28 protein-coding genes and 1 other RNA gene are annotated in these 25,516 nt (G+C 43.5%); 18 read left to right on the top strand and 11 right to left on the bottom strand.

The window, feature by feature from the left end:
• The first annotated feature begins 122 nt into the window (after positions 1 to 122).
• A complete protein-coding gene (locus MRK00_11395; GenBank protein ID MDR4517973.1) occupies positions 123 to 428 on the top strand; it encodes a hypothetical protein in 306 nt (101 codons plus the stop codon).
• A 342-nt stretch (positions 429 to 770) separates the two neighbouring features.
• Here the strand turns inward: MRK00_11395 and ssrA are convergent.
• The 5 genes from ssrA to MRK00_11420 form a co-directional block, all read right to left on the bottom strand.
• Positions 771 to 1,129: a transfer-messenger RNA gene (ssrA, locus tag MRK00_11400) on the bottom strand.
• A 68-nt stretch (positions 1,130 to 1,197) separates the two neighbouring features.
• Entirely contained in the window at positions 1,198 to 1,857 is a 660-nt protein-coding gene (locus MRK00_11405; GenBank protein MDR4517974.1) for an HAD-IA family hydrolase, read from the bottom strand.
• 26 nt (positions 1,858 to 1,883) lie between these two features.
• Positions 1,884 to 2,588 carry a bifunctional 2-polyprenyl-6-hydroxyphenol methylase/3-demethylubiquinol 3-O-methyltransferase UbiG gene (gene ubiG / locus MRK00_11410; protein MDR4517975.1) on the bottom strand — a complete coding sequence of 235 codons (705 nt, stop codon included), beginning with the start codon at positions 2,586 to 2,588 and terminating at the stop codon, positions 1,884 to 1,886.
• Positions 2,589 to 2,602: 14 nt separating this feature from the next.
• The gene (locus MRK00_11415; protein MDR4517976.1) at positions 2,603 to 3,955 is read right to left on the bottom strand and encodes a TRZ/ATZ family hydrolase; all 1,353 of its coding nucleotides are present in this window, start codon (positions 3,953 to 3,955) and stop codon (positions 2,603 to 2,605) included.
• 81 nt (positions 3,956 to 4,036) lie between these two features.
• Positions 4,037 to 4,714, bottom strand: coding sequence for an OmpA family protein (locus MRK00_11420; GenBank protein MDR4517977.1), 678 nt, complete (start codon positions 4,712 to 4,714; stop codon positions 4,037 to 4,039).
• A 534-nt stretch (positions 4,715 to 5,248) separates the two neighbouring features.
• Between MRK00_11420 and MRK00_11425 the strand changes: the two genes are divergently transcribed.
• From MRK00_11425 to MRK00_11470, 10 genes are all read left to right on the top strand, one after another.
• A complete protein-coding gene (locus MRK00_11425) occupies positions 5,249 to 5,995 on the top strand; it encodes an ABC transporter ATP-binding protein (protein MDR4517978.1) in 747 nt (248 codons plus the stop codon).
• 12 nt (positions 5,996 to 6,007) lie between these two features.
• A complete protein-coding gene (locus tag MRK00_11430; GenBank protein ID MDR4517979.1) occupies positions 6,008 to 6,751 on the top strand; it encodes an ABC transporter permease in 744 nt (247 codons plus the stop codon).
• 39 nt (positions 6,752 to 6,790) lie between these two features.
• Positions 6,791 to 8,167: a GldG family protein gene (locus MRK00_11435; protein ID MDR4517980.1), complete on the top strand. Its 1,377-nt coding sequence runs from the start codon at positions 6,791 to 6,793 to the stop codon at positions 8,165 to 8,167.
• Positions 8,164 to 9,015: a DUF4340 domain-containing protein gene (locus tag MRK00_11440; protein ID MDR4517981.1), complete on the top strand. Its 852-nt coding sequence runs from the start codon at positions 8,164 to 8,166 to the stop codon at positions 9,013 to 9,015. Before MRK00_11435 ends, MRK00_11440 begins: the two co-directional genes overlap by 4 nt.
• A 37-nt stretch (positions 9,016 to 9,052) precedes the next feature.
• The gene (mutM, locus tag MRK00_11445) at positions 9,053 to 9,904 is read left to right on the top strand and encodes a bifunctional DNA-formamidopyrimidine glycosylase/DNA-(apurinic or apyrimidinic site) lyase (GenBank protein MDR4517982.1); all 852 of its coding nucleotides are present in this window, start codon (positions 9,053 to 9,055) and stop codon (positions 9,902 to 9,904) included.
• Between the two features lie 108 nt (positions 9,905 to 10,012).
• Complete coding sequence (gene proC / locus MRK00_11450; protein ID MDR4517983.1) at positions 10,013 to 10,843, top strand: pyrroline-5-carboxylate reductase; 831 nt, start codon at positions 10,013 to 10,015, stop codon at positions 10,841 to 10,843.
• A gap of 59 nt (positions 10,844 to 10,902) precedes the next feature.
• The gene (locus MRK00_11455) at positions 10,903 to 11,478 is read left to right on the top strand and encodes a YggT family protein (protein ID MDR4517984.1); all 576 of its coding nucleotides are present in this window, start codon (positions 10,903 to 10,905) and stop codon (positions 11,476 to 11,478) included.
• Positions 11,479 to 11,485: 7 nt separating this feature from the next.
• Positions 11,486 to 11,773 carry a DUF167 family protein gene (locus MRK00_11460; protein ID MDR4517985.1) on the top strand — a complete coding sequence of 96 codons (288 nt, stop codon included), beginning with the start codon at positions 11,486 to 11,488 and terminating at the stop codon, positions 11,771 to 11,773.
• Positions 11,774 to 11,813: 40 nt separating this feature from the next.
• Positions 11,814 to 12,359: a pseudouridine synthase gene (locus tag MRK00_11465; protein MDR4517986.1), complete on the top strand. Its 546-nt coding sequence runs from the start codon at positions 11,814 to 11,816 to the stop codon at positions 12,357 to 12,359.
• A 428-nt stretch (positions 12,360 to 12,787) separates the two neighbouring features.
• Positions 12,788 to 13,978 carry a fatty acid desaturase gene (locus tag MRK00_11470; GenBank protein ID MDR4517987.1) on the top strand — a complete coding sequence of 397 codons (1,191 nt, stop codon included), beginning with the start codon at positions 12,788 to 12,790 and terminating at the stop codon, positions 13,976 to 13,978.
• Positions 13,979 to 14,064: 86 nt separating this feature from the next.
• Here MRK00_11470 and rpmG read toward each other — a convergent pair whose 3' ends face one another.
• The 3 genes from rpmG to radC all read right to left on the bottom strand — a co-directional run bounded on the left by rpmG (position 14,065) and on the right by radC (position 15,342).
• Complete coding sequence (gene rpmG, locus MRK00_11475; protein ID MDR4517988.1) at positions 14,065 to 14,220, bottom strand: 50S ribosomal protein L33; 156 nt, start codon at positions 14,218 to 14,220, stop codon at positions 14,065 to 14,067.
• A 59-nt stretch (positions 14,221 to 14,279) separates the two neighbouring features.
• Complete coding sequence (gene rpmB, locus MRK00_11480; GenBank protein MDR4517989.1) at positions 14,280 to 14,516, bottom strand: 50S ribosomal protein L28; 237 nt, start codon at positions 14,514 to 14,516, stop codon at positions 14,280 to 14,282.
• A 151-nt stretch (positions 14,517 to 14,667) separates the two neighbouring features.
• Positions 14,668 to 15,342: a DNA repair protein RadC gene (gene radC / locus MRK00_11485; GenBank protein MDR4517990.1), complete on the bottom strand. Its 675-nt coding sequence runs from the start codon at positions 15,340 to 15,342 to the stop codon at positions 14,668 to 14,670.
• A 161-nt stretch (positions 15,343 to 15,503) separates the two neighbouring features.
• Here radC and coaBC point away from each other — a divergent pair, with 161 nt between their 5' ends.
• The 3 genes from coaBC (at position 15,504) to MRK00_11500 (ending at position 17,653) form a co-directional block, all read left to right on the top strand.
• Complete coding sequence (gene coaBC, locus MRK00_11490) at positions 15,504 to 16,730, top strand: bifunctional phosphopantothenoylcysteine decarboxylase/phosphopantothenate--cysteine ligase CoaBC (GenBank protein ID MDR4517991.1); 1,227 nt, start codon at positions 15,504 to 15,506, stop codon at positions 16,728 to 16,730.
• Between the two features lie 12 nt (positions 16,731 to 16,742).
• A complete protein-coding gene (dut, locus tag MRK00_11495) occupies positions 16,743 to 17,192 on the top strand; it encodes a dUTP diphosphatase (GenBank protein ID MDR4517992.1) in 450 nt (149 codons plus the stop codon).
• 65 nt (positions 17,193 to 17,257) lie between these two features.
• Positions 17,258 to 17,653: a DUF192 domain-containing protein gene (locus MRK00_11500; protein MDR4517993.1), complete on the top strand. Its 396-nt coding sequence runs from the start codon at positions 17,258 to 17,260 to the stop codon at positions 17,651 to 17,653.
• Here the strand turns inward: MRK00_11500 and ffh are convergent.
• A complete protein-coding gene (gene ffh, locus MRK00_11505; protein MDR4517994.1) occupies positions 17,650 to 18,999 on the bottom strand; it encodes a signal recognition particle protein in 1,350 nt (449 codons plus the stop codon). The genes MRK00_11500 and ffh overlap by 4 nt on opposite strands.
• A gap of 142 nt (positions 19,000 to 19,141) precedes the next feature.
• Between ffh and ccsA the strand changes: the two genes are divergently transcribed.
• From ccsA to MRK00_11525, 4 genes are all read left to right on the top strand, one after another.
• Complete coding sequence (gene ccsA, locus MRK00_11510) at positions 19,142 to 19,984, top strand: cytochrome c biogenesis protein CcsA (GenBank protein ID MDR4517995.1); 843 nt, start codon at positions 19,142 to 19,144, stop codon at positions 19,982 to 19,984.
• Between the two features lie 29 nt (positions 19,985 to 20,013).
• Positions 20,014 to 20,298: a hypothetical protein gene (locus tag MRK00_11515; protein ID MDR4517996.1), complete on the top strand. Its 285-nt coding sequence runs from the start codon at positions 20,014 to 20,016 to the stop codon at positions 20,296 to 20,298.
• A 337-nt stretch (positions 20,299 to 20,635) separates the two neighbouring features.
• Complete coding sequence (locus tag MRK00_11520; GenBank protein ID MDR4517997.1) at positions 20,636 to 21,361, top strand: SH3 domain-containing protein; 726 nt, start codon at positions 20,636 to 20,638, stop codon at positions 21,359 to 21,361.
• Positions 21,362 to 21,734: 373 nt separating this feature from the next.
• On the top strand, positions 21,735 to 22,628 hold the full coding sequence (locus tag MRK00_11525; protein ID MDR4517998.1) for an HDOD domain-containing protein: 894 nt from the start codon (positions 21,735 to 21,737) through the stop codon (positions 22,626 to 22,628).
• Positions 22,629 to 22,888: 260 nt separating this feature from the next.
• Here the strand turns inward: MRK00_11525 and MRK00_11530 are convergent, their stop codons facing one another.
• The gene (locus MRK00_11530; protein MDR4517999.1) at positions 22,889 to 23,455 is read right to left on the bottom strand and encodes a sigma-70 family RNA polymerase sigma factor; all 567 of its coding nucleotides are present in this window, start codon (positions 23,453 to 23,455) and stop codon (positions 22,889 to 22,891) included.
• A gap of 831 nt (positions 23,456 to 24,286) precedes the next feature.
• Positions 24,287 to 24,754 carry a hypothetical protein gene (locus tag MRK00_11535; GenBank protein MDR4518000.1) on the bottom strand — a complete coding sequence of 156 codons (468 nt, stop codon included), beginning with the start codon at positions 24,752 to 24,754 and terminating at the stop codon, positions 24,287 to 24,289.
• Positions 24,755 to 25,516: the final 762 nt, after the last annotated feature.

A 25,516-nucleotide genomic window follows, 5' to 3' on the forward strand; every position in this document is an offset into this window, starting at 1 on the left:
AGCCTCAATCAGATCAGGCACGGGAGTAATGGATTCAATATCCTGAGCTGAGCATATGGTTTCTAAAGTCTCAGACCAAAGATGTAGTGGCTCCAATGATTGACCGCCAGGATTTTAGATCAATGATTACCGACTTGATTGAGCTGCAGAAACACAATGAGTGCCTGAAGGTGATGGCTGTCGATGCGAGTCTTATACTGAAAACCAATCGGGATGTGTGGATGGCAGAAAAGTTGGGTGAACTGAAAGGGCGAGTTCCTGTGATTGCTTTGTTAGGAAGTCTGAATACACTGAAGAAGGTCGATTGGAATTTTGAATACTCCAAGGCTTATGTTGCTGAAATACTGGCATCAAAAGGCCATAAGGTAAATTCTTATCCGCAAATCTGGACAGACCGTGAATGTAAGAACGCGATTCATAGATGCTGATCAACAGGAAGCCACGGAACTGCTTAATGGGAAATTGATCTCGCTACTAAACGCCCATAAGACTCAGGCCGCGTCAAATGTTGTGGATGGGATTGTTCTCTGGGTATGTGATTGAAGTTATCCCCAATTACTGTGTATGAGGTTGTGAAAAAATGGCAAAAGGTAATAATAATCCGGTTGTTAGCTGATTGACTGATAATTGATCAGCAGATACGGGTAACAATCAAATTATCACATTGTCATTTTGTTTTTTAAGGTATCAAATAATCCCATCACTTTTGATGGGATTATTGATGGTAAATGTATCCAAACAGCTTGAAAAGCGCATGAATACTTGATCCGTGGTGGAGACGGCGGGAATCGAACCCGCGTCCGCAAGCCCTCTACAGGCAGTTCTACATACTTAGCCATGTTCTTTGATTTAACCCGGCAACCGCCAACTGGCAGGCTGATGACAGGCGAGTTACCTTATATTTAACGCGCTACAAAGTAACCCTGCAGTACGCGATCCTCGTTAGTGACTCTGCTGTCTGTTGCCAGACCCGGCGTTGAGGCCCACCGGCGCAGAGGCTAGCCATTAAGCGGCTAAAGCGTAATTTTCGTCGTTTGCGACTATTGTTTTCAGATGGATTTACGAGGTAATCTGATCCTCGGTATGCCCTACGCTGCTTTGCAACCCACGTCGAAGCCAGATCGTCCCCGCATTCTTTGTGGTACTGATAAGATAGAGTTGGTTGTTAAAAGTTCAACCCCGTTTAGAAACAATATTCTAACACCTGTTCCGGATATAAGCGAGCAGGTCTTGCGGATGATCAATGATATGACTTGCGCCCCAGTTTTCGGGCGGTTGATCCGTTCCGAGATAGCCGTAACGCGCGATCACGGGTTCCATGCCGGCGGCGAGACTGGCCTTGACGTCCCGCAGGTCATCGCCCAGATAAATGCAATCTGCGGGAGCGACGTTGATTTTTTTGCAGGCGACCAGCAGCGGTTCAGGGTGCGGTTTGGTTTTTGTGGTTTCATCGCCGCAGACTACGCAGGCGACGCGCTGCTGCAGACCCAACTGTTCGATGAGTGGATGAGTGAAGCGGGCCGGTTTGTTGGTGACGATTCCCCAGGGTAATCCATGCATGTCCAGTTGATCAAACAGTATATCTATGCCGGGGAACAGGCAGGTGTCATGGCAGAGCCGGTGAGTATAAAATTCGAGAAATTCATCGCGCATTTCAAGATAGCGCTCATCTTCAGGCCCGATATTGAATCCGAGTCCCAGCAGGCCGCGTGCGCCGGCGGAGGCCTGTAACCGAATTTGCTCGATGGGTAACGGTGGCATGTCCCGTTTAATACGCTGGCGATTGAGCGCATGGCCGAGATCGGGTGCGGTATCGGCTATGGTGCCGTCAAAATCAAAAAAAACTGCGCTGATCATGATAGTTGGCTGATATTCCAGGTGTGTTAGGTGCGATAAGCCATGATGTAGTTAACATCGGTGTCTGATCCCAGTGCATAGACTTTGGTGAATGGGTTATAGGTCATGCCGATTAGTTTCTCGTCGGTGAGCCCCGCGTTACGCGCCATACGGGCAAGCTCGGAGGGTTTAATGAAGTTGGCGTATTCATGTGTTCCGCGCGGCAGCAGTTTGAGGATATATTCCGCGCCGATGATCGCGAATAAATAGGATTTCGGATTGCGATTGATGGTCGAAAAAAACACCCAACCGCCGGGTTTGGCCAGTTTTGCGCAGGAGCGGATGATGCTCATCGGGTCTGGTACATGCTCGAGCATTTCCATACAGGTGACGACGTCGTAATGCTGCGGTTGTTCCTTGGCTAGAGACTCGGTTGTGATTTTACGGTATTCAACTTGCTGACCGCTTTCCAAAAGATGCAGTTTGGCGACCTTGAGGGCTTTGTCGCTCAGGTCGATACCGGTGACGGTTGCGCCACGGGAAGCCATGCCTTCAGACAGGATGCCGCCGCCACAGCCTACATCTAGCACGGTCTTGCCTTCCAGTCCGGCAAGTTTCTCAATATAATCCATGCGCAGGGGGTTGATTTCATGCAGTGGTTTGAATTCACTGTTAGGATCCCACCAGCGGTGCGCCAGCTGACTGAATTTTTCCAGTTCCAAAGGATCTGCATTTATGCCGTCGTCTTTCATTGCGATTTCCCAGGTTATTTTTTGTCGGTTAAATTATGTGTGGATTTGATGCATTCTTCCCAGTATGCAGCACGATTATATAGAGCCGCATTATCCAGAGTGATGAATTGTTTATCTTCCAGCAGTATTTTACCATTTACCCAGACATGACTCACCTGATCGCGCCCGGCCGCATAAACAAGGTGCGATACCGGATCGTAACAGGGCGATAAATGCAGGTCGGAAAAATCCAGGGCTGTAATGTCAGCCGCTTTGCCCGGTTCAAGCGAGCCGGTTATTGCGTCAATGCCAAGTGCGCGCGCGCCGTTGATTGTGGCCATTTCGAGTGCTTGATGCGCGGGCAGGGCATCTGCCCGATTACTGGAAGCTTTGGCCAGCAAGGCAGCAAGCCGCATTTCTTCAAGAATATCAAGCCGATTATTACTCGCTGCGCTGTCGGTGCCGAGTCCAACATTAATGCCATTATCCAGCAAGGTTGTGATGGGCGCAAAGCCGCTGGCAAGTTTTAGATTGGATGAAGGGCAGTGCGCAATATGGCAACCATGCTGTTTTAAAAGTCCGATTTCATTGTCGGTTAAATGCACCATATGCACCGCGATCAAGCTGGGACTGAGCATGCCGAGCTGATGCAGGCGTTCAATAGGGCGCATGTTATATGTTTCCATGCTGATGCGGATTTCATCAACCGTTTCATGCAAATGGATATGGATAGGGGATTCAAGTTGCTCGGCATAGGTCAGGATATTGGTCAGCGTTTTATCACTGACGGTATAGGGGGCGTGGGGCGCAAAGCAAAATGACAGTAAAGGGTTTGGATGCTGTGTGTCGCGCAGCGCCATGCCTTTTGCGAGGTAATCGTCAGCATCGCTGGCGTAGGCAGTTGGAAAATCAATGGCAATCATGCCGATTGACGCGCGCATTCCGATATCAAGCGCCGCCTGCGCGATGGCTTCAGGGAAAAAATACATGTCATTGAAGCAGGTAATGCCGCCTCTGAGCATTTCAGCGCAGGCGATGTAAGTTCCGTCGCGTACGAAGGATTGACTCACATGACGGCTCTCGGTGGGCCAGATATGCTGGTTTAGCCATTCCATGAGCGGCAAATCATCAGCAAGTCCGCGCAGCAGTGTCATTGCAGCATGTGTGTGTAAATTAACAAGCCCCGGAATTAATGCATGATTATGCAAAATATAGACTTTATCAGCTTTGAATCGGGCGTGCGCTGGTTTAATCGGCAGAATATCGATAATTTTGCCATGGTTGATTGCAATTGCATGATTACACAGAACGGAATGAAGAGTGTCGACCGGAATAATCCAGCGGGCTTCAATCAGAGTATCGATTTTGGATTTTGGTGTGTCTTGCATAAGGAAAATGCATAAAAAAAGCCCTGTGAGAACAGGGCTTTAATATTTCATGAAGCGAAGAGTTTTGTTTGGGTTACGTGCTTAGCGTGTACCGGCAACTTCAACCTCAACACGACGATCGGGTCTTAGGCACTCTTTGAGCGCATGACTGGTTTTGCCCACGCATGTGTCACCGGTCACGGGTTGTGTTTCACCCTTGCCATCGGTAAAGATGCGGCTGCCGTCGATTCCTTTTGTTACCAGATAGGATTTAACTGACTCTGCGCGACGTACGGACAATCTCTGGTTGTAATCAGGATTGCCGATTCTGTCTGCATGACCGACAGCGACGATCACATCAAAATTGATACCTTCCAGTCCGCGGACGAAGTCGTCCAATGCAACTTTACCATTCGGCTTCAATTCGGCGCTGTCAAAATCAAACAATGCATCAGCCGAGAAGGTCAGTTTATCAGGTGCTGTTACAGGAGCAGGCGCTGCTTCGGGTTCCGGTTCTGCTTCTGCCACTTTTTCATAGCCATCGCAACCTTCGATAATAGCCAGTGACTCGTCCCAGTACCCCGTGCGCCAGCAGTGATTGCCTAAATCGGGTGAGCTGCGCCAAACAACGCCATTCTCGTCTTCTACGCCGTAACCTTCGGCTTTTTCAATATCGCTATTTTCGTATCGGTCCGCCGGTCCATCCTGCGCGAGTGCTGCACCGGAGAAGAACGCTGGCAGTAAAATCATTCCAATCAGTTTGGTTGACAATTTATTCATGCTGTTATCCTTTTAAGTGAAAACTTCAGATTTAGAATTTTTGTTAATTTGCATAGAACAAATAACAAAAGGCCGTCCCACCATTAATTTTCTTTCCACGTATGATGTGCTGACGCGATTATGAGTTTATATTCAGTTGTTTGTCAAATATGGATGTGTCTTATTTACAACATATAATAATAGTATATTGAAATAAAAAAGAATTATTGTCGGTGTCAGGTATTTCTGATAGGTGGTAAATAGGCGGGACAGGCGCGATTGTGTCGCAATAATCATACAGTATACTTTTTAAACGAATAACATATCAAAGCAGACTAAATCTTTGGAAATGGTGTAAAAATGGTGTAAGTCTGCCGGACTACAAAGCACCTGTGTTTTCACGATTGAAATACGGTGTTGCCGTTCCGGTTTTGTGCTATAGAATAGTGCACATGTCAGCGCAGGCATGGAAGAAGTAAGTGCACAATAAATACATATTATGCGTCGTCTGGATTGAATTGAGATTAAAGGCTTTGCCATGTCGGAGGTAATACCATGAATGATCAGGCTGTGCGATTTACACTTTTGGCAAAAAACTTGCAGCGTTGTTACGGTCGTCATCAGGCTGTAAATGACATAAACCTGCAATTAAAAAAAGGAGAAGTGCTTGGATTGCTGGGCCCAAATGGCGCAGGCAAAACGACAACCCTGCGCATGATAACCGGTAATCTTGCGCCGAGTGCGGGCAGTATAGAGATATGCGGCGTTGATCTTTTGGATCATCCTCAGAAAGCCAAAGCGCACCTCGGATATCTGCCCGAGTTGCCGCCGCTATATCTCGATATGACTGTGGATGAATATCTACAATTTGTCGCGCGACTTCACCGTGTTGAAAAAAAACGCATTTTACAGATGCTGGAAAACTGTAAAATACGGTGTGGCCTGACTGATCGGGGTAAACAATTGATCGGTACTTTGTCAAAAGGACTGCAACAGCGCGTTGGTATCGCACAAGCGATCATTCACCAACCTGATATCATAATTCTTGATGAACCAACTGTAGGTCTCGATCCCAATCAGATTCGCGAAATCCGGGGATTAATCCGGGATTTGAGCGAATCGTGCAGTGTAATCATGTCTACGCATATTCTTTCCGAAGTTGAAAGCGTGTGTGACCGGGTGTACATCATGCATGAGGGGCAAATTGTTTTGAATGAAACATTGGATGATTTAAAGCAAAGGAATGTTGACCTGGAAACGGTATTCTCTCAATTGACGCAACCTGCTCAAACTACACATTAATAGTTTATAACCATGATTTTCACCATAGCGAAGAAAGAATTGCGCATGCTGTTTTTTTCACCTTTGGCATGGGTATTGCTAACGGTGATACAGATTCTATTGGCATGGGTTTTTTTTGGCCGTCTTGATGCTTTTCTGCAAGTACAGCCTCAGCTCATGCAGATCGCAAATCCGCCGGGATTTACCGAGATTATTGTAACACCGGTATTTGGCTTGGCTGCAATTGTGATCTTAATGATTACACCGTTACTGACTATGCGTCAGCTAGCGGAGGAGCGTAAAAATCATACGCTCACATTGCTGATTTCTGCACCCATATCTGTGACAGATATTGTTTTAGGTAAGTTTTTTGGTCTTATGATTTTTTTTCTGGGTGTTGTTGCGCTGATTGTTGCACTGTCTGTTTCATTGCTGGCTGGCGGTACCCTGGATTTTGGTTTGTTAATCAGTGGCGCGGCGGGGTTGATTCTAATGGTGAGCTGCTTTGTTGCACTAGGGCTTTACGTCTCCAGTTTGACCGCGCAACCGGTTATTGCAGCAGTCGGCATGTTGGGCGTGCTGCTGGGTTTCTGGGTTATTGATCTGGTTACCAGCGATTATGAAGCGTGGATACACTTTTTTTCAATCTTTAAGCATTTTGAGCTATTTAACAACGGCCTGATCGATACCTTCAGTATTGCGTATTTCACGTTATTCACATTGCTGTTTTTGTTTTTGACCATCCGTCATTTGGAAGGAGAACGATTGCATGGCTAGATTTAATGAATCCAACACTTTGACGGTGTGTTTGCGACAATGACGCAAGTAAACAAAAAATTCCGGTTTCACCAGAAAATGCAGCAGGGTATTTTTATATTGTTATTGTTATCGATATGTTTTCTGCTGGGATATTTGGCATATGAAACGCGTATGCAATGGGATGTCAGTCAAAATAACCGCAACAGTTTGAGTCAAACCAGCATCGAAATTCTGGAGAAAATGAATGGGCCCATCCAGGTAACGGCATATGCTACAGCGCAGCACGCACAATTTGGGAATGTGCGTGAAATCATTCATAATTTTGTGCAACTGTATCAGCGTTTTAAACCGGACCTTACACTGACATTCATCGATCCAACGGAATATCCGAATTTGGCCAAGGAAGCCGGTGTGCAAGTTAATGGGGAAATGGTTATCAGTTTTCAACACAGACAGCAGCATCTGACGACAATCAACGAGCAGGCTTTTACCCAGGTGCTCATGCGTCTCGCCCGTCAGCAAGAAAAGCTGATTGTGGCTTTAAACGGTCATGGAGAACGGAGCCTGGAGGGTGCGGCAAATTATGATTTAGGGGAATTTGGCCGACAGCTTCACATCACTGGATTTATCAGCCGCCCACTTAATCTGGCGATTGAATCCGAAATTCCCGTTGACGCCAGCATGCTGTTAATTGCTTCGCCGCAAATCGATTTGTTGCCCGGCGAAGTGGATAAATTGCTGGATTATATTGATGCCGGGGGTAATTTATTATGGCTGGTTGACCAGGAGCCATTGCGGGGGCTGTTGCCGCTAACTGAAAAATTGCATCTGGTTTTGACACCGGGCGTTGTTGTCGATCCGCAGGCCGAGCAACTTAAAGCGCCCATGACTTTTGCATTGGGTACAGGCTACGGACAACATGAAACGACGCGTGGTTTTGATTACATCACAGTTTTTCCATTTGCGCGCCAGATTTCGTTTCTTGAAAATGAAATCTGGCGTACGATACCTTTGGTTGAGGTTGCGCAAAACGGCTGGGTGGAGAAAGGCTCGCTCGATGATACACATGTATTTGACGAGGATGAGGATGTGGCGGGTCCGGTTGTTATCGCGGTTGCGCTATCACGCTATGTGAATGACCGCGAACAACGCGTGATTGTGATTGGCAGCGGTCATTTTTTGGCCAATGCTTATCTGGGAAATGGTAATAATCTGGATTTGGGTATTAACATTGTCAACTGGCTGGTTGGTGATGAAGAAATGATCACCATTCAACCGCGTGCTACGGTGGATAGTTATCTGATGCTCAGTGAGACTGCATTGACTGGTATCGTGATTGTTTTTTTATTTATTTTGCCAGCAATTTTTCTGTTGAGTGGCGCTGTCATCTGGTGGCGCAGAAAAAGAATAACAAAGGTTCCAACTAAAACATGACTTATCATTCACAACTAAACTTGATCATGCTGGTTACTGTCATTGGTCTGGCAGTTTTTTTGTATTTGACGCCCCAGTTCCAATCTGAAACCGATGAAGCCACTCAGATCTCTGTACGTACACCTGAAACAGTACAGTCGATACGGTTTATACGGCAAGGACAGGAAGCAACATTGGAGCGGAATGAACATGGCTGGCACCTGGTGTCACCATTTTACGCCAGAGCAGATGAGGCCTTGGTTGGCAAAATGCTGAATGTTTTATCTGCGCATAGCCGGCAACGTTTTCCACTGAGGGATACCGAAAGTTTTAATTTGGATCATCCAAGTATCGAATTGTATATTGATGACGATTATTTTGCTTTTGGTGGAATGGCACCCGTAACAAATGAGCAGTATTTGGCGATTAATGAGCATGTATATCTGGTTTCGCCACGCTATGCGGTCTGGATGCCTGTGAGTTCTTCTGATCTGGTCAGTCCGATGCTGCTGGCTGAAGATGAATTGCCGGTCAAGTTTGAGCTGAATGGCCTGACGATAACAAAACAGAATGGCGTGTGGTTTGTTGATTCAGACAGGCAGGACAATCAAAACAGTATTGTACTGGAGCGCTGGACGGAGGAATGGCGGGACATGCCGGCAACAGAATTGCTGATAAATATGCAGGCGTACTCTAACGATCAACCAACTGTAAAAATCAGACTTATGGATGGGCGTGAAGTTGATTTTAACGTGATTGATAAAGAAACTGGAACTGTGTTTCAGCGGCGGGGAGAACAAGTTGGTTATTTATTTCCTGAGCAGGAGGGACGCTACTTGCTAAACCCGTTTTTTGTTATGCAAGAATAGTGCATAACGTTTATTAGTTTGTAGTCGCTTCCATTTTATGCCAGAGTTGCCCGAGGTAGAAGTGACACGGCTTGGGATCGCACCCCATCTTGAGGGACGCCGTATTGCCGGCGTTACAATTCGTCAACCAAGGCTGCGCTGGCCGATCCCTGACGGGTTGCACGAACAATTGCAAGGAAGGGTGATTGTGTCAGTTTGCCGGAGGGCAAAGTACCTTTTGCTTGATTGTGAAGTTGGTACTTTGATTCTGCATCTTGGAATGTCGGGGAGTTTACGGTTGCTTGGCGTGGACAACCCAAGATCCATCCAGCCGATAAAATCTGTTGTTTCCCCAGATAAACATGATCATTTTGATTTGATTCTGGATAATCAGACTGTGTTGCGATTCAGGGATCCGCGCCGTTTTGGCGCCGTTTTGTGGCAACCGGGCAGTATCAAACACCATCGTTTATTTGTTCATTTAGGGCCGGAGCCGTTGAGTGAGGCTTTTAGTGCTCCACGATTATATGAAAATTCACGTGGACGAAAGACAAGTATCAAGGGAATGATAATGAATAATCAGATTGTTGTCGGCGTTGGCAATATTTATGCAAACGAGGCGTTATTTCATGCGAAGATTAATCCGCAAACGGCCGCCGGAAGAATTGGACTGTCCCGTTATAAGATGCTTGTGCCGCAAATAAAATCAGTGCTGGAAATGGCGATTGAGGCAGGTGGCAGCAGTTTGCGTGATTTTGTTAAAAGTGATGGCAATCCGGGTTATTTCCAGCAGCAATATTGGGTTTATGGTCGTTCCGGTAAGGCATGTAAAAAGTGTGGAACGGTGATTAGACAGATCAAACAAGCACAGCGGTCAAGTTTTTATTGCCCTGCTTGTCAGCGCCGGTAACGTCCAAGTATGATGCACTATACGTATTGAATGCTTGTATTGAAAGTCTGTGTAGTGGTTTATATTTAAGATAAGTCAATGATTGGCGGTTAAAAAGAAAAGAGAATAATGAAAATTACATTTATTGGCGGTGGTAACATGGCTTCCGCATTGATCAGCGGATTATTGAAGCAAGGCTATGCAACCAGTCAAATTGGTGTCGTTGAGATCAATGAAGAAAGCCGAACCAGGATTAAAGAAGTGTTTGGTATTACGGCAGCCGCTGATCTGAAAAATGGTATTGCACCCTGTGGAACAGGCGATGCAGACAACGTCATCGTGCTTGCTGTAAAGCCGCAACAACTGCATGCGCTTACACAGCTATTGGCTGGTTTATTGGATCGGCATCTAGTAATTTCCATTGCGGCGGGTATCCGGACAGCAGATATTATGCGTTGGTTGGGGGGGTATAAGCGGATTATTCGCGCCATGCCCAATACGCCGTCACTTGTGGGGGCGGGTGTAACAGGACTTTTTGCGGCTTCCGATGCCGCTGAGCAGGATAGGCGGATTGCCGAGACAATAATGAAAGCGGTCGGCTCGGTACTTTGGGTGAGTGAAGAGGAAATGCTGCATACGGTAACCGCGATTTCCGGTAGCGGTCCGGCTTATGTGTTTTATTTTATTGAATCGATGCAACAGGCAGCGATAGAATTAGGTCTGACACAGAATGAAGCGAGGCAGCTCAGCCTGCAAACATTTCAGGGCGCAATCAAACTTGCCAATGAAAGTGACGACGATGCGGCTGTTTTGCGTGCAAGAGTGACTTCAAGAGGCGGCACCACAGAGCAGGCGATAGAATCAATGGAAGTAAGTGAGGTTAAACGTAGAATCATCGCGGCCATTCATACAGCTAACAAGCGGTCCCGGGAAATGAGTGATGAGTTCGGTAAACTATGAATTTAGAACCGATAGTGACCTAAAGGGTAATCTTTGTATCAATATTTAGGAAAGTGCTTATGACTAACCAAATTATGATTTTTCTTATAGACACTATTTTGGGACTTTTTTCCCTGGCATTATTGCTGCGTTTTTATTTCCAGTTGTTGCGCGTGCCTTATTACAACAATATTGTACAGTTTTTGATTGCGGTGACTGATTTTGTTGTGCGGCCTGCGCGTAGACTCATTCCGGGATGGAAAGGCATGGACATGTCGACACTGGTGCTGGCATGGCTGATTGAGTGTGTTATTGTGACCAGTATTTATTTTTATCAAGGCATTGGCTTTGGAGCAAACATGATCACAGCTGTGGGGGTTATGGGATTGCTGGGCATGGTCGAAATTGTCAAGATGACGCTGTATATCGTGCTGGTTATGATTATTGTTCAGACAATTATCTCATGGATTAATCCGTATAGTCCTCTGGCGCCTTTGCTCAATACATTTACGCAACCATTTCTGTCTGTTTTCCGCCGGCGTATTCCACCTATTGCCAATGTAGACCTCTCGCCATTATTTGTGCTGATTATTATTCAACTGTTACTCATGATCGTGGCGGGTATCAATATGGAAGTCAAATCAATGCTAGATTAGTTTGCATATGTGCTGGTTTCGACATGATGATGCACATAACCTGGTGTTAACATTGCATGTGCAGCCAGGCGCAAAATGTACCGAAGCTATAGGGTTGCATGGTGATGCGCTTAAAATCAAGCTTGCCGCCGCGCCTGTTGAAGGCAAGGCTAATGCTGCATTGTTAAAATATCTGGCTGAATGTTTTGAAGTACCACAAAATCAGGTGGTGCTTAAGCATGGTGAGAAATCCAGGCGTAAAACTGTCGTGATAATACAGTCCAGACACCTGCCTGATACCCTGTTTCGATTTTAATCGCCGGAAAATATTGAATGATAAATAGGACATTCATTTTGTGGCGCGGCTAATACTATTTAATAAACCTTATGGAGTTATTTGCCAGTTTACTCAAGGATCGGGGCATGTATCGCTGAAGAATTTTATTTCATTGCCACAATTTTATCCGGCAGGCCGGCTCGATGTCGATAGCGAAGGATTGGTGCTATTAACGGATGATGGCCATTTGCAAAATAAAATAAGCCATCCCAAATATAAATTACCCAAAATCTATTGGGTTCAAGTTGAGGGTATTCCGACGCCTGGAGCACTGGGGCAGTTGTGTCAAGGAGTCACGATTAAAAATTATGTGACACAACAGGCTGAAGCCAGATTGATCGACGAGCCTGAGAATCTCTGGCCAAGAACACCCTCCGTGCGTTACCGCAAAAATATTCCTACAGCATGGCTGGAACTGGTGATCAAGGAGGGTAAAAATCGTCAGGTGCGGCGCATGACTGCTGCAGTAGGGTATCCTACATTAAGATTAATTCGATATTCAGTTGGACACTATACCTTGGGAAGTCTTGCCTGTGGTGATTGGCGACTGTTAAATGTAAGATAACAAAAAATTTAGTTTGTTGCGTTGGTTTTATTTCACTGAGGTAAAGCCTGTGGGTTGTTTGTGGTGGGATATTGAGACAAATTATTGATTATGAAGGTATTGTGGTTGAAATTTTTATTCGGTTTTTTTCTTTTACATGACGTTGAAAATTCTTGACATAAATATTAACAGTCAAGTCAATTAAGTGTTAAGATACAAAAATGTAACTTTTTTACAAATCAAGTTGGTATTGTAAGAACTAAACTAACGGTTCTAACGGTTTTTTTAAGTTCGAATAGTCGGTCTGTCGACTCGCAAAATGTTTAATCGACATAATGTGAGCATCTGAATAACCGATTATGTTTTGAAGTTTTGATTTAAGTTTATATATGCTGCTATGAATTCGTTTAAATGAATGAATTCCAAGCTTTTAGAAGGATAATCGCTATATGATTTCAGATTTTCTTAATTTAATTTCAGGTGTCTTTGATTTGCCATGGTGGGGTTATATCGTGGTAACTCTGGTCCTGACACATCTTACGATTGCCAGTATTACGATTTACTTGCATCGTCACTCGGCGCATAGAGCGTTGGAGTTGCACCCTATTCCCAGTCATTTTTTCCGCTTCTGGTTATGGCTGACAAGTGGAATGGTAACCAAGGAATGGACGGCCGTTCATCGAAAACATCATGCCAAATGTGAAACGCCTGATGACCCGCATAGCCCTATAGTTTATGGTATCAAGAAAGTCCTGTCAGAGGGCGCGGAACTGTACCGGATTGAAACGAAAAATAAGGAAACGCTGGAGCGTTATGGTTATGGTACGCCGGACGATTGGGTAGAACGCAATATTTACTCTAAACATAGTGCAAAAGGCATTGCCTTAATGCTTATCATTAATGTTGTTTTGTTTGGCCCGATCGGTTTAACGATATGGGCGATACAAATGATGTGGACGCCTCTTTTTGCTGCGGGTGTAATCAATGGTATTGGACATTACTGGGGATATCGTAATTTTCAGGCTGAAGATGCCAGCACTAATATAGTGCCTTGGGGTATTTTGATCGGCGGTGAAGAATTACATAATAACCACCATGCCTATGCAACATCAGCGCGTTTGTCCAATAAATGGTATGAATTCGATATTGGCTGGCTCTATATTCGTCTTCTGGAAATGATGGGCCTGGCGAAAGTCAAAAAGGTTGCACCTAAGCTGCGCCTTAATAAAGATAAAACACAATGCGATGTGGATACCCTGCATGCAGTTATTTCGCATCGCTACGAAGTACTGGCCAAATATTCCAAGTCACTCAAGGCGACTTTTGCCGAAGAAATAGTGCATTTGAAAGAGTTGATTGCACATCACGATATTGATAAAACAACTTTGAAACGCTGGCTTTTGGCTGATGCCAAAACATTACAGGAACATGAACGTGAGACGTTGAGCCAGGTGCTGAGTAATACGAAGACTCTGGATACAGTATATAACATGCGTGAAGAGCTAATCTCGATCTGGCAGCGTTCAACCGCATCAAAGGATGAGCTTGTGAAGCAGTTGGAAGATTGGTGTAAGCGTGCCGAAGAAAGTGGCATTGAAGTACTGCGTTCGTTCTCTCAAAGATTGCGGTGTTATGCTTAATCGCTATTTAGACTGATGAATAAAAAAACCCGTTTTATACGGGTTTTTTTATTGTATAAGCATGTATAAGAAACAAGATAAATATCTTATTTTAATTTTGTTTCCTTATATTTGACATGCTTGCGTGCAACCGGATCAAACTTTGAGATTTCTAGTTTCTCAGGATTTGCACGTTTGTTTTTGGTTGTGGTGTAAAAGTGTCCTGTACCTGCCGAAGATTCAAGTTTTATTTTATCGCGCATCGGGTCAGTTCCTTATTTCTGATTCAATATAATGAGATAAATTTAAGTAGTATTATGTGCTAAATGTTTTTGCCTTGCGAACGCATTTCAGCAACAACCACATCAATTCCTTTTTTATCGATTGTGCGCAAAGCTGCATTGGATAGGCGTAAGCTGATCCAGCGGTTTTCACTTTCCAGCCAAAATTTACGACGCTGCAGGTTTGGTAAAAAACGCCTTTTGGTCTTGTTGTTAGCATGAGACACATTATTTCCAGTCAACGGTTTTTTCCCCGTTACTTCACATACGCGTGCCATATTGGTATACCCCGAAATTACAAAACCAGCATTATATCGCGATTCCAGTTTTTTTCTCAAATATATATAATCGAGGTGAGCTGATGTGTCAGCAAGCAGATTCAAAAAATTTATAGCAGTTTGCGTTGTGATTTCAGGTTGGTTGTGGTTGTTAAATTAGATTTTGCTCGGCAAAAGATATGATTTTGTTTTTGCCGACAACGAAATGATCAAGAACTTTTATGTCTATTAAGTCAAGTGATTTTTTTAGGGTGTCTGTAAGATCTTTGTCGGCCTGACTGGGTTCTGCAACACCAGAAGGGTGGTTGTGTGCAAAAATGATTGCTGCGGCATTGTGGTGTAATGCGCGTTTGACGACTTCGCGTGGATAAACACTTGCTTGTGTTAGAGTTCCGCTAAAAAGTTCTTCGGTCGAAATCATATGATTTTTTGCATCCAGGAAGATTGCGATGAAGACCTCATGCAGTTTGTTCGTAAGGCTTAGTCGTAGGAATTCGCGGACAAGTTGTGGTGTATTCATGGCGTTTCCTTGCTCCAGTTTTTCTTCCAGGGTGCGCCGTGACATTTCAAGAACTGCTTGTAATTGTGTATATTTGGCAACGCCGATACCCGGGAAATTGCATAATGATGACTGGTCTGCAGAAAAAAGGCTGGTAAGGCTGCCAAAATGAGTGAGTAGAGTTCTGGCCAGTTCAACGGCACTTTTGCCGGCGGTGCCTGTACGCAGGAAAATAGCGAGTAATTCCGTATCAGACAAGTTCTTTGCGCCTATTTTCAAAAGCTTTTCGCGAGGGCGTTCGGCGACTGGCCAATCTGTGATTGCCATAAAGATCAATTTTAAGTTTAGGGGGTGTTTTGTTTTACGGCATTACCCTTATTTGATTGAGTTGGATTGTGAATATTATGATGTGTGCCGGTCTTCCAAAGGCTGATAAAGTTCGATATTGATCTGCCTTGTACTTAAAGAAAAGGATTTCTCTAATCTCGATGAAAAAAAAAGACAATATGCATTCTTTTTCAGGAAAACGTCTGTTGCTCGGGGTAACTGGAGGCGTGGCGGCATACAAAGCAGCTGAGCTTGCCCGATTGCTGACACAGGAAGGATGCGTTGTACAGACTGTAATGACTGAATCTGCATGCCGCTTTGTTGGTCCGGTTACTTTCCAGTCATTGACTGGACAGTCCGTTTTTACCGAATTATGGGAAACGAATGCGGCAAGTAATATGGCGCATATTTACCTATCCAGAAGCGTTGATATGATATTAATTGCCCCGGCAAGTGCGGATTTTATCGCCAAACTGGCCTGTGGTCTGGCGAACGACCTGTTAACGACGCTATGTCTGGCACGTGATTGTCCGTTGATGATCGCGCCTGCAATGAATCGGCAGATGTGGGAAAATCCGGCAACGCAGCGTAATATTGATTGTCTGAAAAGAGACGGTGTGTTGATTCTTGGTCCGGCAAACGGAGGGCAAGCCTGTGGCGAAATAGGCATGGGACGCATGCTTGAGGCAGCAGAATTGTTGGCGATTGTTAAAGCAAAATTATGTACTGACTTTGCCAACTTGTTAAACGGTAAGAATGTTTTAATAACGGCAGGGCCGACTTATGAAGCCATCGATGCAGTACGCGGTATTACCAATATCAGTTCGGGTAAGATGGGGTACGCCATTGCGCAGGCTGCTGTGGAAGCGGGCGCAAATGTTAAGTTGATATCAGGTCCGACCAGTTTGCATCCACCCGCTGCAGCAGTCTTGGTAAATGTGTTGAGCGCGCAGGAAATGATGAAGGCAGTTAACGAAGAAATTGGCGGTACGGATATTTTTATCAGTGTTGCCGCTGTGGCAGATTACCGTGCTGCAGTGGTCAGTCCAAAAAAACTGAAAAAATCCGATCAAAAATGGATGCTTGAACTGGTGTCGAATCCGGATATTCTGCAATATGTTAGCCATTTGCCGGAACCACCATTTTGTGTCGGTTTTGCCGCGGAAACAGATAATCTGGAGAAGAATGCGGCGCTTAAGCGTCAGAGAAAGAAATTGCCGTTACTGGTTGCCAATCGGGCGCAAGAAGCAATGGGGACAGATGAAACCGCATTGATACTGTTCGATGATGCCGGCAAGCATGTTCTTAAGAAAGCATCCAAATATCTTCAGGCGAAGCAATTGATCAGACATATTGCTTTATTATACGAACAACAGAACGGTAATTAATCAGGCAATGATATGACAACTATAGATGTAAAAATACTGGATAAACGTTTACACGAACAACTGCCGTCGTATGCGACACCGGGTTCCGCTGGACTGGATTTGAGAGCTTGTATCGATCAAACTGAAACAATTGAAGTAGGGCAGACAATTTTGATTCCAAGTGGTATTGCGATACATATTGCAAACCCCGGATTGGCGGCAATGGTGTTACCACGTTCTGGGTTGGGACATAAGCATGGCATCGTTTTAGGAAATCTGGTCGGTCTTATTGATTCCGATTACCAAGGCCAGATCTTTGTGTCCTGCTGGAACCGGGGGCAGGCATCTTTTGAATTAAATCCGATGGAACGTATTGCACAACTGATTGTGGTGCCTGTTGTGCAGGTTGATTTTAACGTTGTGGAAAATTTTGATGAAAGTCTGCGTGGAGAAAACGGTTTCGGAAGTACCGGTAAGCATTAATGTTAAGTTCGTCACGTCTAAAAACGTTAATCCATTATTTTTTTATTTGCTTCATGATGCATCCCATGTATGTGGATGCATTAGATTTACCAACGATTCCTTTACAAATATCCCATCATATGCTGTTAGCAGAGGTGGCAAATACGCGAAATTCCCGAGAACAGGGACTGATGTTTCGTAAGGTGCTCGCTGAAAATACAGGGATGTTATTTGTGTTTCCAAAGAGTGCCTACTATGGCATGTGGATGAAAAACACGGTGATTCCGTTAAGTGTAGCTTTTATTGATGAAAAGGGCGTTATCATTAATATTGCTGATATGCAGCCTCATTCCCTCACAGCACATTATTCTGCCGGGCCGGCGAAATACGCGCTGGAAATGAACGTCGGCTGGTTTGCAAGCAGGGGAATCAGTATAGGCAGTCAGATTGTCGGACTTGAGCATGTGCCTGCGGCATATTAACGCATGCGCGGAAACATTCCTTTTAGTCCGCGCATCATTTTTGACATGCCGCCCTTATTCATCATTTTCATCATTTTTCTTGCCTGTTCAAATTGAGAAAGAAGGCGGTTTACTTCTTGAACTGTCACACCTGCACCCGCTGCAATACGCCTTTTACGCGAAGCCTTGAGAATATCCGGCTTAACGCGTTCTTGTTGTGTCATCGAATTTATGATGGCTTCGGTGCGGTTGATTACTTTATCATCCACATTCACGTTTTGTGCGGCCTGACTCAACTGGGCAGGCAATTTGTCCAGCATTGCACTCATACCTCCCATTTTTTTCATTTGTTGAAATTGTGCTTTAAAGTCATTCAAATCAAAACCCTTGCCTGATTTGACCTTTTGCATCAGTTTTTTTGCTTCACGTTCATCAGTGCTGCGCTGGGCCTCTTCAATTAGACCAAGAACATCACCCATGCCCAGAATGCGCGATGCCATGCGATCAGGATGAAATGCTTCCAGGCCGGTTAATTTTTCCGCAACACCTGTAAATTTAATGGGTTTTCCAGTGATATGCTTGACGGACAAAGCGGCGCCGCCTCGCGCATCACCGTCCAACTTGGTTAAAATAACGCCCGTAAGCGGTAAAGCTTCCGAAAAAGCTTTTGCAGTATTCACGGCATCCTGGCCTTGCATGGCGTCAACGACAAAAAGGGTCTCAATCGGTTTGAGCAGTGTTTCGAGTTCACTGATTTCCTTCATCATCGCTTCATCAATACCCAACCTGCCCGCAGTATCGACAATCAAAACATCATGATGATGTTTACGCGCATAATCTAGTGCGGTTGTTCCGATTTCTCCGGGTTGTTGTCCTTCCTGAACCGGGAAAAAATCGGCTCCGGATTGAGTCGCCAGTAATTCCAATTGATGAATAGCCGCAGGGCGATAAATGTCACAGGAAACCAGCAAAACCTTTTTCTTTTTTTGTTCGATGAGCCATTTGGCAAGTTTTCCACTGCTGGTTGTTTTTCCGGCGCCCTGTAAACCCGCCATTAGAATAACAGCGGGGGGTGTTGTAGAAAGATTGAGGCTTTCTATTTCACCACCCATGATGGCAATGAGTTCCTGGTGTACAACACCTACAAAAGCTTGCCCGGGTGTCAAACTGCCCATGACTTCGTGACCGATAGCTTTTTCTTTGACGCGCGCAATAAATTCTTTTACAACAGGTAGGGCAACATCTGCTTCAAGCAGAGCCAGACGAACTTCACGCAATGCCTTTTGAATATTGCTTTCAGTGAGTCTTGCCTCACCTTTAAGCGTTTTGATGACATCAGAAAGTCGGCCTGTTAGATTCTCAAACATACTAGAAACCTCAGTAAATAAATGGATACGGATATTGAAATTGTTTTTTTGTCAAAATTCACGAAATATGCAGATGAAAACTATGAATTTGTAAAAGTGCCATGTAGACTTAGCAGTTGTCCCTATTTTTAAGATCATATCGATGATTGACATTTTAACTTATCTTGCGGCTTTTTTGCTTTATATCCTGGTGGGTTTGTTAATATGGCGTAATCTTCACGAGCAGCCCCAGCTACTAAAGAAAAAAGAAGATAATAGTGCAGTTACTGTACATTACATTCACTACGCCATGCTTGCGCCATTGATGTTGCACGCTTTGGCGCTTTATCAGTCTATTCTTGCTGGAACAGGATTGAATCTGGGGGTCGGTAGCGCTGTTTCATTGATTGTTTGGCTAACAGCATTTATTTATTGGTTCTCAGGGTTTTTTAGCCGTTATCAGGGGTTGCAATCTTTGCTCGCGCCGATTGCAGCGGCTGCCGCGATAGCAGTGTTGCTGCCATTGGTTTTTCCTTCGTTAAAACCACTGGAAAATACCGAATTACCAGCGTTTAAGGCGCATCTGATTGTTGCGATGTCGGCATATAGCCTTTTAACGATTGCGGCTTTGCATGCGGTGTTAATGACGGTTGTTGAGTATCAGTTACATCATCCGGCTGCACACTCATTATTGACCAATTTGCCGCCATTGCTGGCGATGGAAAAGCTGCTGTTTGGTATTATTTCGGTAGGGTTCGTACTGTTGACATTAACGTTGCTTAGTGGCGTCGTATTTTCCAAGGAAGTTTTTGGTCAGCCGCTGACATTTTCGCATAAGACATTGTTTGGTTTTATTTCATGGGGAACTTTCGCGGCCTTATTGATAGGACGACAATTCTACGGTTGGCGCGGCAGGATTGCAATACGCTGGACATTGGTTGGATTCGTTATGCTGCTACTTGCCTATATCGGTAGTAAATTTGTTTTGGAAATAATATTGAGTTAATTCTAAAGATCGACGAGAACGCTAACCGAATGATCAACGATAGCGCCGAGTTTTGTGAGCTTGTCAGTGTACATGGTAAGGTGCGCCTTATTGCAGGAATAGTCGCTTTATCGCCAAAAGGCACAACACAGCTCATGGATGAAAAACTTATCCACATGGTCTACCTTGGTGCTGTGCATCCGCTTAAAGTACTTGAAAAGGGAATGATTATTTATGCATACTATACCTTATTGCATAACGCTGCGGAATGCTATACCCGACAATGTCATATGGATAGAATAGTAGAATGTAAATCCAGAAGAATGGCTTGTTGAAGCTACAGCATAAGACAGCAGGAAGAAAGGCTTATGAGGTTTGGTTTCTTGATAGATCGCTTTAGATGATTTCTAATTCAATCAGTTGTTCAATATCTATCTGGCTTCCAAGTTGGCGCAATTTTGTTGTTCATCTTTTTAAGTGATTTGCTATGAACGTGTTCATCCAACAAGTTGTCACCCCTCTATATGTTCTTTTCACCTCAAATTTTGGCGATCACATTATATATTTTTCAATATAAACATTGGAATGGTTGATTTTCAAATCTAAATTTGAAACAAAAAGGTAGATATGCAAACAATAAAAAGCTTACGATCAATAAATTGCATGCTCGTTATGACAAGTGTATTTCTGTCCGGCTGCGTAACTATGGAAGAGTCGCCTGCGATTGAGCCAATTCAGGATGTAGATAAGATTCCAATTTATATCCATCAACAGCAGATTGAAAGCATGCAAAGAAAAATTGAACAATTGGAACAGCAGCTGGTGGAACAGAGTGCGCTGATTAAGCAAAAGCGTGTTCGCGAGCAAGATCAAGCACAACTTATTCAGGCGACAAGTAAAGAAATCGCACATACCCAGGTCAAGTTGCATCGTTTGGCAACAAAACCCAGTTCAGCTTCTTTAATCTCGGAAGCTGAAGTCGCTTTAGCTTATAACGAGCAGCAGTCGACTTTGCCAGCTGATCAGGAACTCCATGCGCAAGCACAGAGATTGCTGGCAATGGCTGTTACGAATTATCAGCGTGATGACTACCCCACAGCGACATATTATGCTTCACAGGCACTCGAATTTATCAATATGATTTCTGACTCGGAACGTGAGCAACCTAATCGAACAACGATAAGATTTAACACGCCAATTATGTTGCAGACAACTACTGATGCGAACTTGCGCCGTGAACCCGGCAGACATTCATTAATTATCGATTTGCTGCAAAAAGGAACAGTTTTAACTGCAAATGCCTATCAGGGGAATTGGTTGATGGTTCAAACAGATAAAAATACCCAAGGATGGGTATTTAATTCGCTGATTGAAATTCTGGAAGTTGACAGGCCGTAGCGCATAACTTCCATATTATTTGCAATTTTGTCCAAAATGAACATGCCCAGAAAAACTTTGTGACGACAATAACATACGATGTAATTGTGGATAAGTCGATACTTCAAATTGTCTTATCGATAGTATTCTGAATACTAGGGAAAGAAAATGGGTTTCTCTAAAAGCAATACAGGTAGGTTGTTTGCGCCTGTTTAATTTTATTTTCTTTGTGTTTCTTATGCGTTTTGTTAAAGCTGAAATGAATTGCAGCATCCTGCTAAAGATTTAAGCAGTTTTTACGATTAACAATGTCCAGAGTATGGGATTGGCTGATTTGGAAATGATTTTTTGAGATGACAGACAATCTAGTTAATTCAGAATTTAGGATATTGAAATGAAAGTTTTGGAAGCGCATGATAGGCAGGAAATTAATACAAACCTTAGAAAAACACTACAGCAGACTGAATTGATTCCGCCGCTGCCCGAAACGGCTCAGAAAATCTTAGTATTACGCAACAAACCGGATGCCAACCTAGAAGAATTGGTGCAATTAATAGAGGAAGATCCCTCTCTGGCGGCTTTTGTTATGAAATATGCACGAATGGCAATTTTCGGCTATGGTGAACGTATAACTTCAGTTACGCATGCTGTTTCGCTGGTACTTGGTTATGCAACCGCGTTAAATGTTGCTTTGGGTGTTGCGTCATCTGGCAGTCTAAAAATTCCAAATTATGGTCCGCTTGGGCGTGTTCGTCTTTGGAGTGAAGCATTGCAATGTGCCCAATTATGCCGAGAACTCAGTAGATGCATGGCAAAAACACACGGTGTTAATTCTGGTCTTGCTTATCTGGGGGGATTGCTTCATAACTTTGGTTATCTGCTATTTGCACATTTTTGTCCTAAAGAATTTTCAAGTCTGAATGCGATGATTACCCATGAATCTAAACAGGATATCAGGGCGCTTGAAATACAGAATTTCGGTATTACCCATGACCTAATTGGTTTGTATCTGTTGAAAGCCTGGGATTTGCCGGAAGAAGTCGTCATGATGGCAGCCAAGCATCATTTCCCGGATTGTGCAGGTAAACATGCAATTTATGTAAAACTGGTTGCAACTGCAAATCGTTTGTTACAAAAATATGGTGTGTCTGATTCTTGTCCGCATATTGAAACATCCGTATTGTTGACAGATCTTGGTGTCAGTGAATCTGACGCAGAATCGGAGTTACAGAATGTACTTGAATGCCAAGGTGAGTTGAATGAATTGGCTCGTGGGCTTATGGCCTAAGGAATAACTGGTTAATTCCTCGGGAATTTGCTAGCTATGCGTTGTCTAGCCTCCACCGATAATTCTAATTTTTGGTTGGCGGTCAAGCTGAGTGATGCTTTGCGTAAAAATTCAAGTTGATGCGTAAAATTTTTGCAGTTGCTACACATCAACAAGTGTGTTTTAAGTGCAATATTTTTCCAGAATGGCAGTTTTTCATCCATTGCCCTTGAAGCCAATAGACTGGCTTTTTTACAATTCAACATACTTTTTTCTAATAATCAGTCAATCCAGTTTGTTTTTAGACATTTAATCAAGGATAATCGTGCACGATGCAATAAAACCCATCCATTTGTCGGTGTGAGTGAAAAACACTTACAAATTTCATCATTACTCATGCCATGAATTTCTTTGGCAAGAAAAACTTCTGCATATCGGGGTTTTAAACCGGATAAACAATTCTGGAATATTGTCCAGAATTGTTTTTGCTGGAAGACAGACTCGGGATTTGGAAATACCTCAGGTTTATCTTTCCAGCTGGAATGGGTTCTAAAGAAATTGTCTAAAAAATTATCTCCATCATCGGCCAAGTCTTCAAGTGCCACATATCGTCCTTGCTTGCGATAGTAATCAATAAGTTTGTGCTTGAGAATGCCAATCAGCCAGGTTCGAACGGTCGATTGATGGGAAAAACTGTTTTTTGCGGTTAGCGCCGCAAGCAGTGTTTCTTGAACCAGATCTTCTGCAATATGTTGATCTTTCACGCTTGACAATGCGTAGCTGTACAAATAATTGCCATGTTCATTCAACCAGGTATGCGGATTCAGTTCATCATTTGGTGTTTTCATATATTCAAGAGAATGCCAAAATAAATTGACGAGTTAAAATTGTTACCGGGAGTATTTGGAAAAAGATTTAAGGGCATCTCTAAAAATCCATACTTCGTTACAATACTTCGTTGTTTACAAAAAATATTTCCTTACATATCAATCATATGCTGTGTCAAAATTTTTTGTTCTCGCCTCGTCTTGTTTAAAACTCTGAATTTTTAGAGGTGCCCTTAAATTATATTGATTAGTTTTGTTTTGTTGATAGCGAAAAATTTCGTCATTGAAATTCCACAGCTTGGTCAAATCAAATTTGATACAGGTACAATTGTATTTCATTTTCTTAGTCGAAAAGTCTTGAAAAGGTTAAATCAGTGATGGCGATGCCTTCCTTGTAAACTGCGTAGCACATGAGTCATCTGATGTTCATTGCCTTTACAGATCCATGGTTGCCGATGTAAACGCCCGTTAAAGCATTATTTCCCAGAGCACAGCGGATAAAATTAATGATTGTGTCGATTACAAAATCTGGATTATCAGTGGTTGGGAAATGACCAGCACGTAGGATGTAGGTGATCTGTACATCATGGACGCCCCATCACATGTGTTACCCGCTGTGTTTTCGCAGCGGAAATCATACTGTCATATTCACTTCACATAATCAATGTTGGCACGTAATTTTCTGGGATTTCACGCCATTGGGGTTGTGCAAAGGATAATGAGGCAATAATAAAGCTGGGCTTAGAATCGCTTCGAGATCTGATAATATGCACGATTATGTAACTTTAAACGCATTGTTGTCGAACGAACGACATCGGTTTTCACTTCATTCGAACCAGTGCGCGAAGATTGCTAAAGTTTAGTATAAGCAAGCAAGTCTGATACAAGTTTATGAAATTCTTCCCTGGGATCGGTTTCATTAGCTTTAGAAGGATTGCCTGTACCTGATGCATCACTTGCTGCACATTTTTCATCAGTGATATTGCGACAGAAATCGTTATATTTGTTCCATGCGATGTTGTAGTCACGCAGTTGATCCTGAGGAATAAAAATTTTTAGCACCTCGAAATTATGATGCATTTCAGGTAAACGGGAGCAAAGGTAGCGATTAATATTCTCCGGCCAGCGAATATGTTTCGGGTACATGCTGGCTAATTCTGTTTCGATCGTTTGACGAAAACATTCGATCGCTTCTTCGCGGCGTTTTCGATTGACAACATCTACCGCTAAAGCGACTATTCCTATAAACCCAAACAATAAAAAGGGCCAGAGTGGTACATTCTCCAAGTATTTGGAAATTTGTCCTAAATATTCTTCCAAGGTAACCTCACATTAAACTTAATGAATATGCGAATTGAATAAATTGTTGATATTTTGATTTTTTGTTTGATTGTCTTTTATTCAATGCACTGATTAATTGCAGAATCTTGCCATAGTCAAGACCATGTATCAATATAATTGAATCTAACGTACTAAAAAATCATGGTGTAAACCCAAATTATCTCGTGTAGCTAAACTATTACAGATTGAGTCTGAGCTAACCCGGGTTGTGGTTGACCATGCCATGTAGCAGAAGGAGCACCGGTTACATGAAGGCGTAGACAAACTGGGTAAACAAGGTGGAAGTTTGATTTGGCATTCTATTCTACAAAACATTGAAAATAAAAGTTTTGGTTCAGAATAGAAATATGCGATCCGGAGATTTATTGAACGCCATAACAAGAATGTGCAACCATTTAAGTAATACCGCATGGAAAGTAAGGGGAAGTCAAATAAATTACTTCATCTAAATAGTGCATTTATGAATTTATGCATTAAGCGGTGATCAAAGCTATTGATTTTCAATTCTTACCGTACTGAATTTGATGTTGTAATTTGTGTGAGAACGCTAAACCAGATGCCATGGAATTTAACAAACTTCTTGACAGTGTTAAGGTGACTGAGTAGTCTAGGGGAGCGAAGGAAGGTAGGGCAAGTGCGTTGAATTGGGGTTCGGATACTGGAAGGGAATTTGCATATTTATGCGTGGGATTGGGAGGTATGCGCGAGGTATGTTGGGTATTTGGAAGCGCAATTGTTGCA

Source organism: Nitrosomonas sp., from assembly GCA_031316255.1.
Lineage (GTDB): Bacteria > Pseudomonadota > Gammaproteobacteria > Burkholderiales > Nitrosomonadaceae > Nitrosomonas.

Coding starts and splice junctions, on each gene's coding strand:
- MRK00_11395 (MDR4517973.1), top strand. CDS start 123: ATGATTACCGACTTGATTGAGCTGCAGAAACACAATGAGTGCCTGAAG.
- MRK00_11405 (MDR4517974.1), bottom strand. CDS start 1,857: ATGATCAGCGCAGTTTTTTTTGATTTTGACGGCACCATAGCCGATACC.
- ubiG (MDR4517975.1), bottom strand. CDS start 2,588: ATGAAAGACGACGGCATAAATGCAGATCCTTTGGAACTGGAAAAATTC.
- MRK00_11415 (MDR4517976.1), bottom strand. CDS start 3,955: ATGCAAGACACACCAAAATCCAAAATCGATACTCTGATTGAAGCCCGC.
- MRK00_11420 (MDR4517977.1), bottom strand. CDS start 4,714: ATGAATAAATTGTCAACCAAACTGATTGGAATGATTTTACTGCCAGCG.
- MRK00_11425 (MDR4517978.1), top strand. CDS start 5,249: ATGAATGATCAGGCTGTGCGATTTACACTTTTGGCAAAAAACTTGCAG.
- MRK00_11430 (MDR4517979.1), top strand. CDS start 6,008: ATGATTTTCACCATAGCGAAGAAAGAATTGCGCATGCTGTTTTTTTCA.
- MRK00_11435 (MDR4517980.1), top strand. CDS start 6,791: ATGACGCAAGTAAACAAAAAATTCCGGTTTCACCAGAAAATGCAGCAG.
- MRK00_11440 (MDR4517981.1), top strand. CDS start 8,164: ATGACTTATCATTCACAACTAAACTTGATCATGCTGGTTACTGTCATT.
- mutM (MDR4517982.1), top strand. CDS start 9,053: ATGCCAGAGTTGCCCGAGGTAGAAGTGACACGGCTTGGGATCGCACCC.
- proC (MDR4517983.1), top strand. CDS start 10,013: ATGAAAATTACATTTATTGGCGGTGGTAACATGGCTTCCGCATTGATC.
- MRK00_11455 (MDR4517984.1), top strand. CDS start 10,903: ATGACTAACCAAATTATGATTTTTCTTATAGACACTATTTTGGGACTT.
- MRK00_11460 (MDR4517985.1), top strand. CDS start 11,486: ATGTGCTGGTTTCGACATGATGATGCACATAACCTGGTGTTAACATTG.
- MRK00_11470 (MDR4517987.1), top strand. CDS start 12,788: ATGATTTCAGATTTTCTTAATTTAATTTCAGGTGTCTTTGATTTGCCA.
- rpmG (MDR4517988.1), bottom strand. CDS start 14,220: ATGCGCGATAAAATAAAACTTGAATCTTCGGCAGGTACAGGACACTTT.
- rpmB (MDR4517989.1), bottom strand. CDS start 14,516: ATGGCACGCGTATGTGAAGTAACGGGGAAAAAACCGTTGACTGGAAAT.
- radC (MDR4517990.1), bottom strand. CDS start 15,342: ATGGCAATCACAGATTGGCCAGTCGCCGAACGCCCTCGCGAAAAGCTT.
- coaBC (MDR4517991.1), top strand. CDS start 15,504: ATGAAAAAAAAAGACAATATGCATTCTTTTTCAGGAAAACGTCTGTTG.
- dut (MDR4517992.1), top strand. CDS start 16,743: ATGACAACTATAGATGTAAAAATACTGGATAAACGTTTACACGAACAA.
- MRK00_11500 (MDR4517993.1), top strand. CDS start 17,258: ATGTATGTGGATGCATTAGATTTACCAACGATTCCTTTACAAATATCC.
- ffh (MDR4517994.1), bottom strand. CDS start 18,999: ATGTTTGAGAATCTAACAGGCCGACTTTCTGATGTCATCAAAACGCTT.
- ccsA (MDR4517995.1), top strand. CDS start 19,142: ATGATTGACATTTTAACTTATCTTGCGGCTTTTTTGCTTTATATCCTG.
- MRK00_11515 (MDR4517996.1), top strand. CDS start 20,014: ATGATCAACGATAGCGCCGAGTTTTGTGAGCTTGTCAGTGTACATGGT.
- MRK00_11520 (MDR4517997.1), top strand. CDS start 20,636: ATGACAAGTGTATTTCTGTCCGGCTGCGTAACTATGGAAGAGTCGCCT.
- MRK00_11525 (MDR4517998.1), top strand. CDS start 21,735: ATGAAAGTTTTGGAAGCGCATGATAGGCAGGAAATTAATACAAACCTT.
- MRK00_11530 (MDR4517999.1), bottom strand. CDS start 23,455: ATGAAAACACCAAATGATGAACTGAATCCGCATACCTGGTTGAATGAA.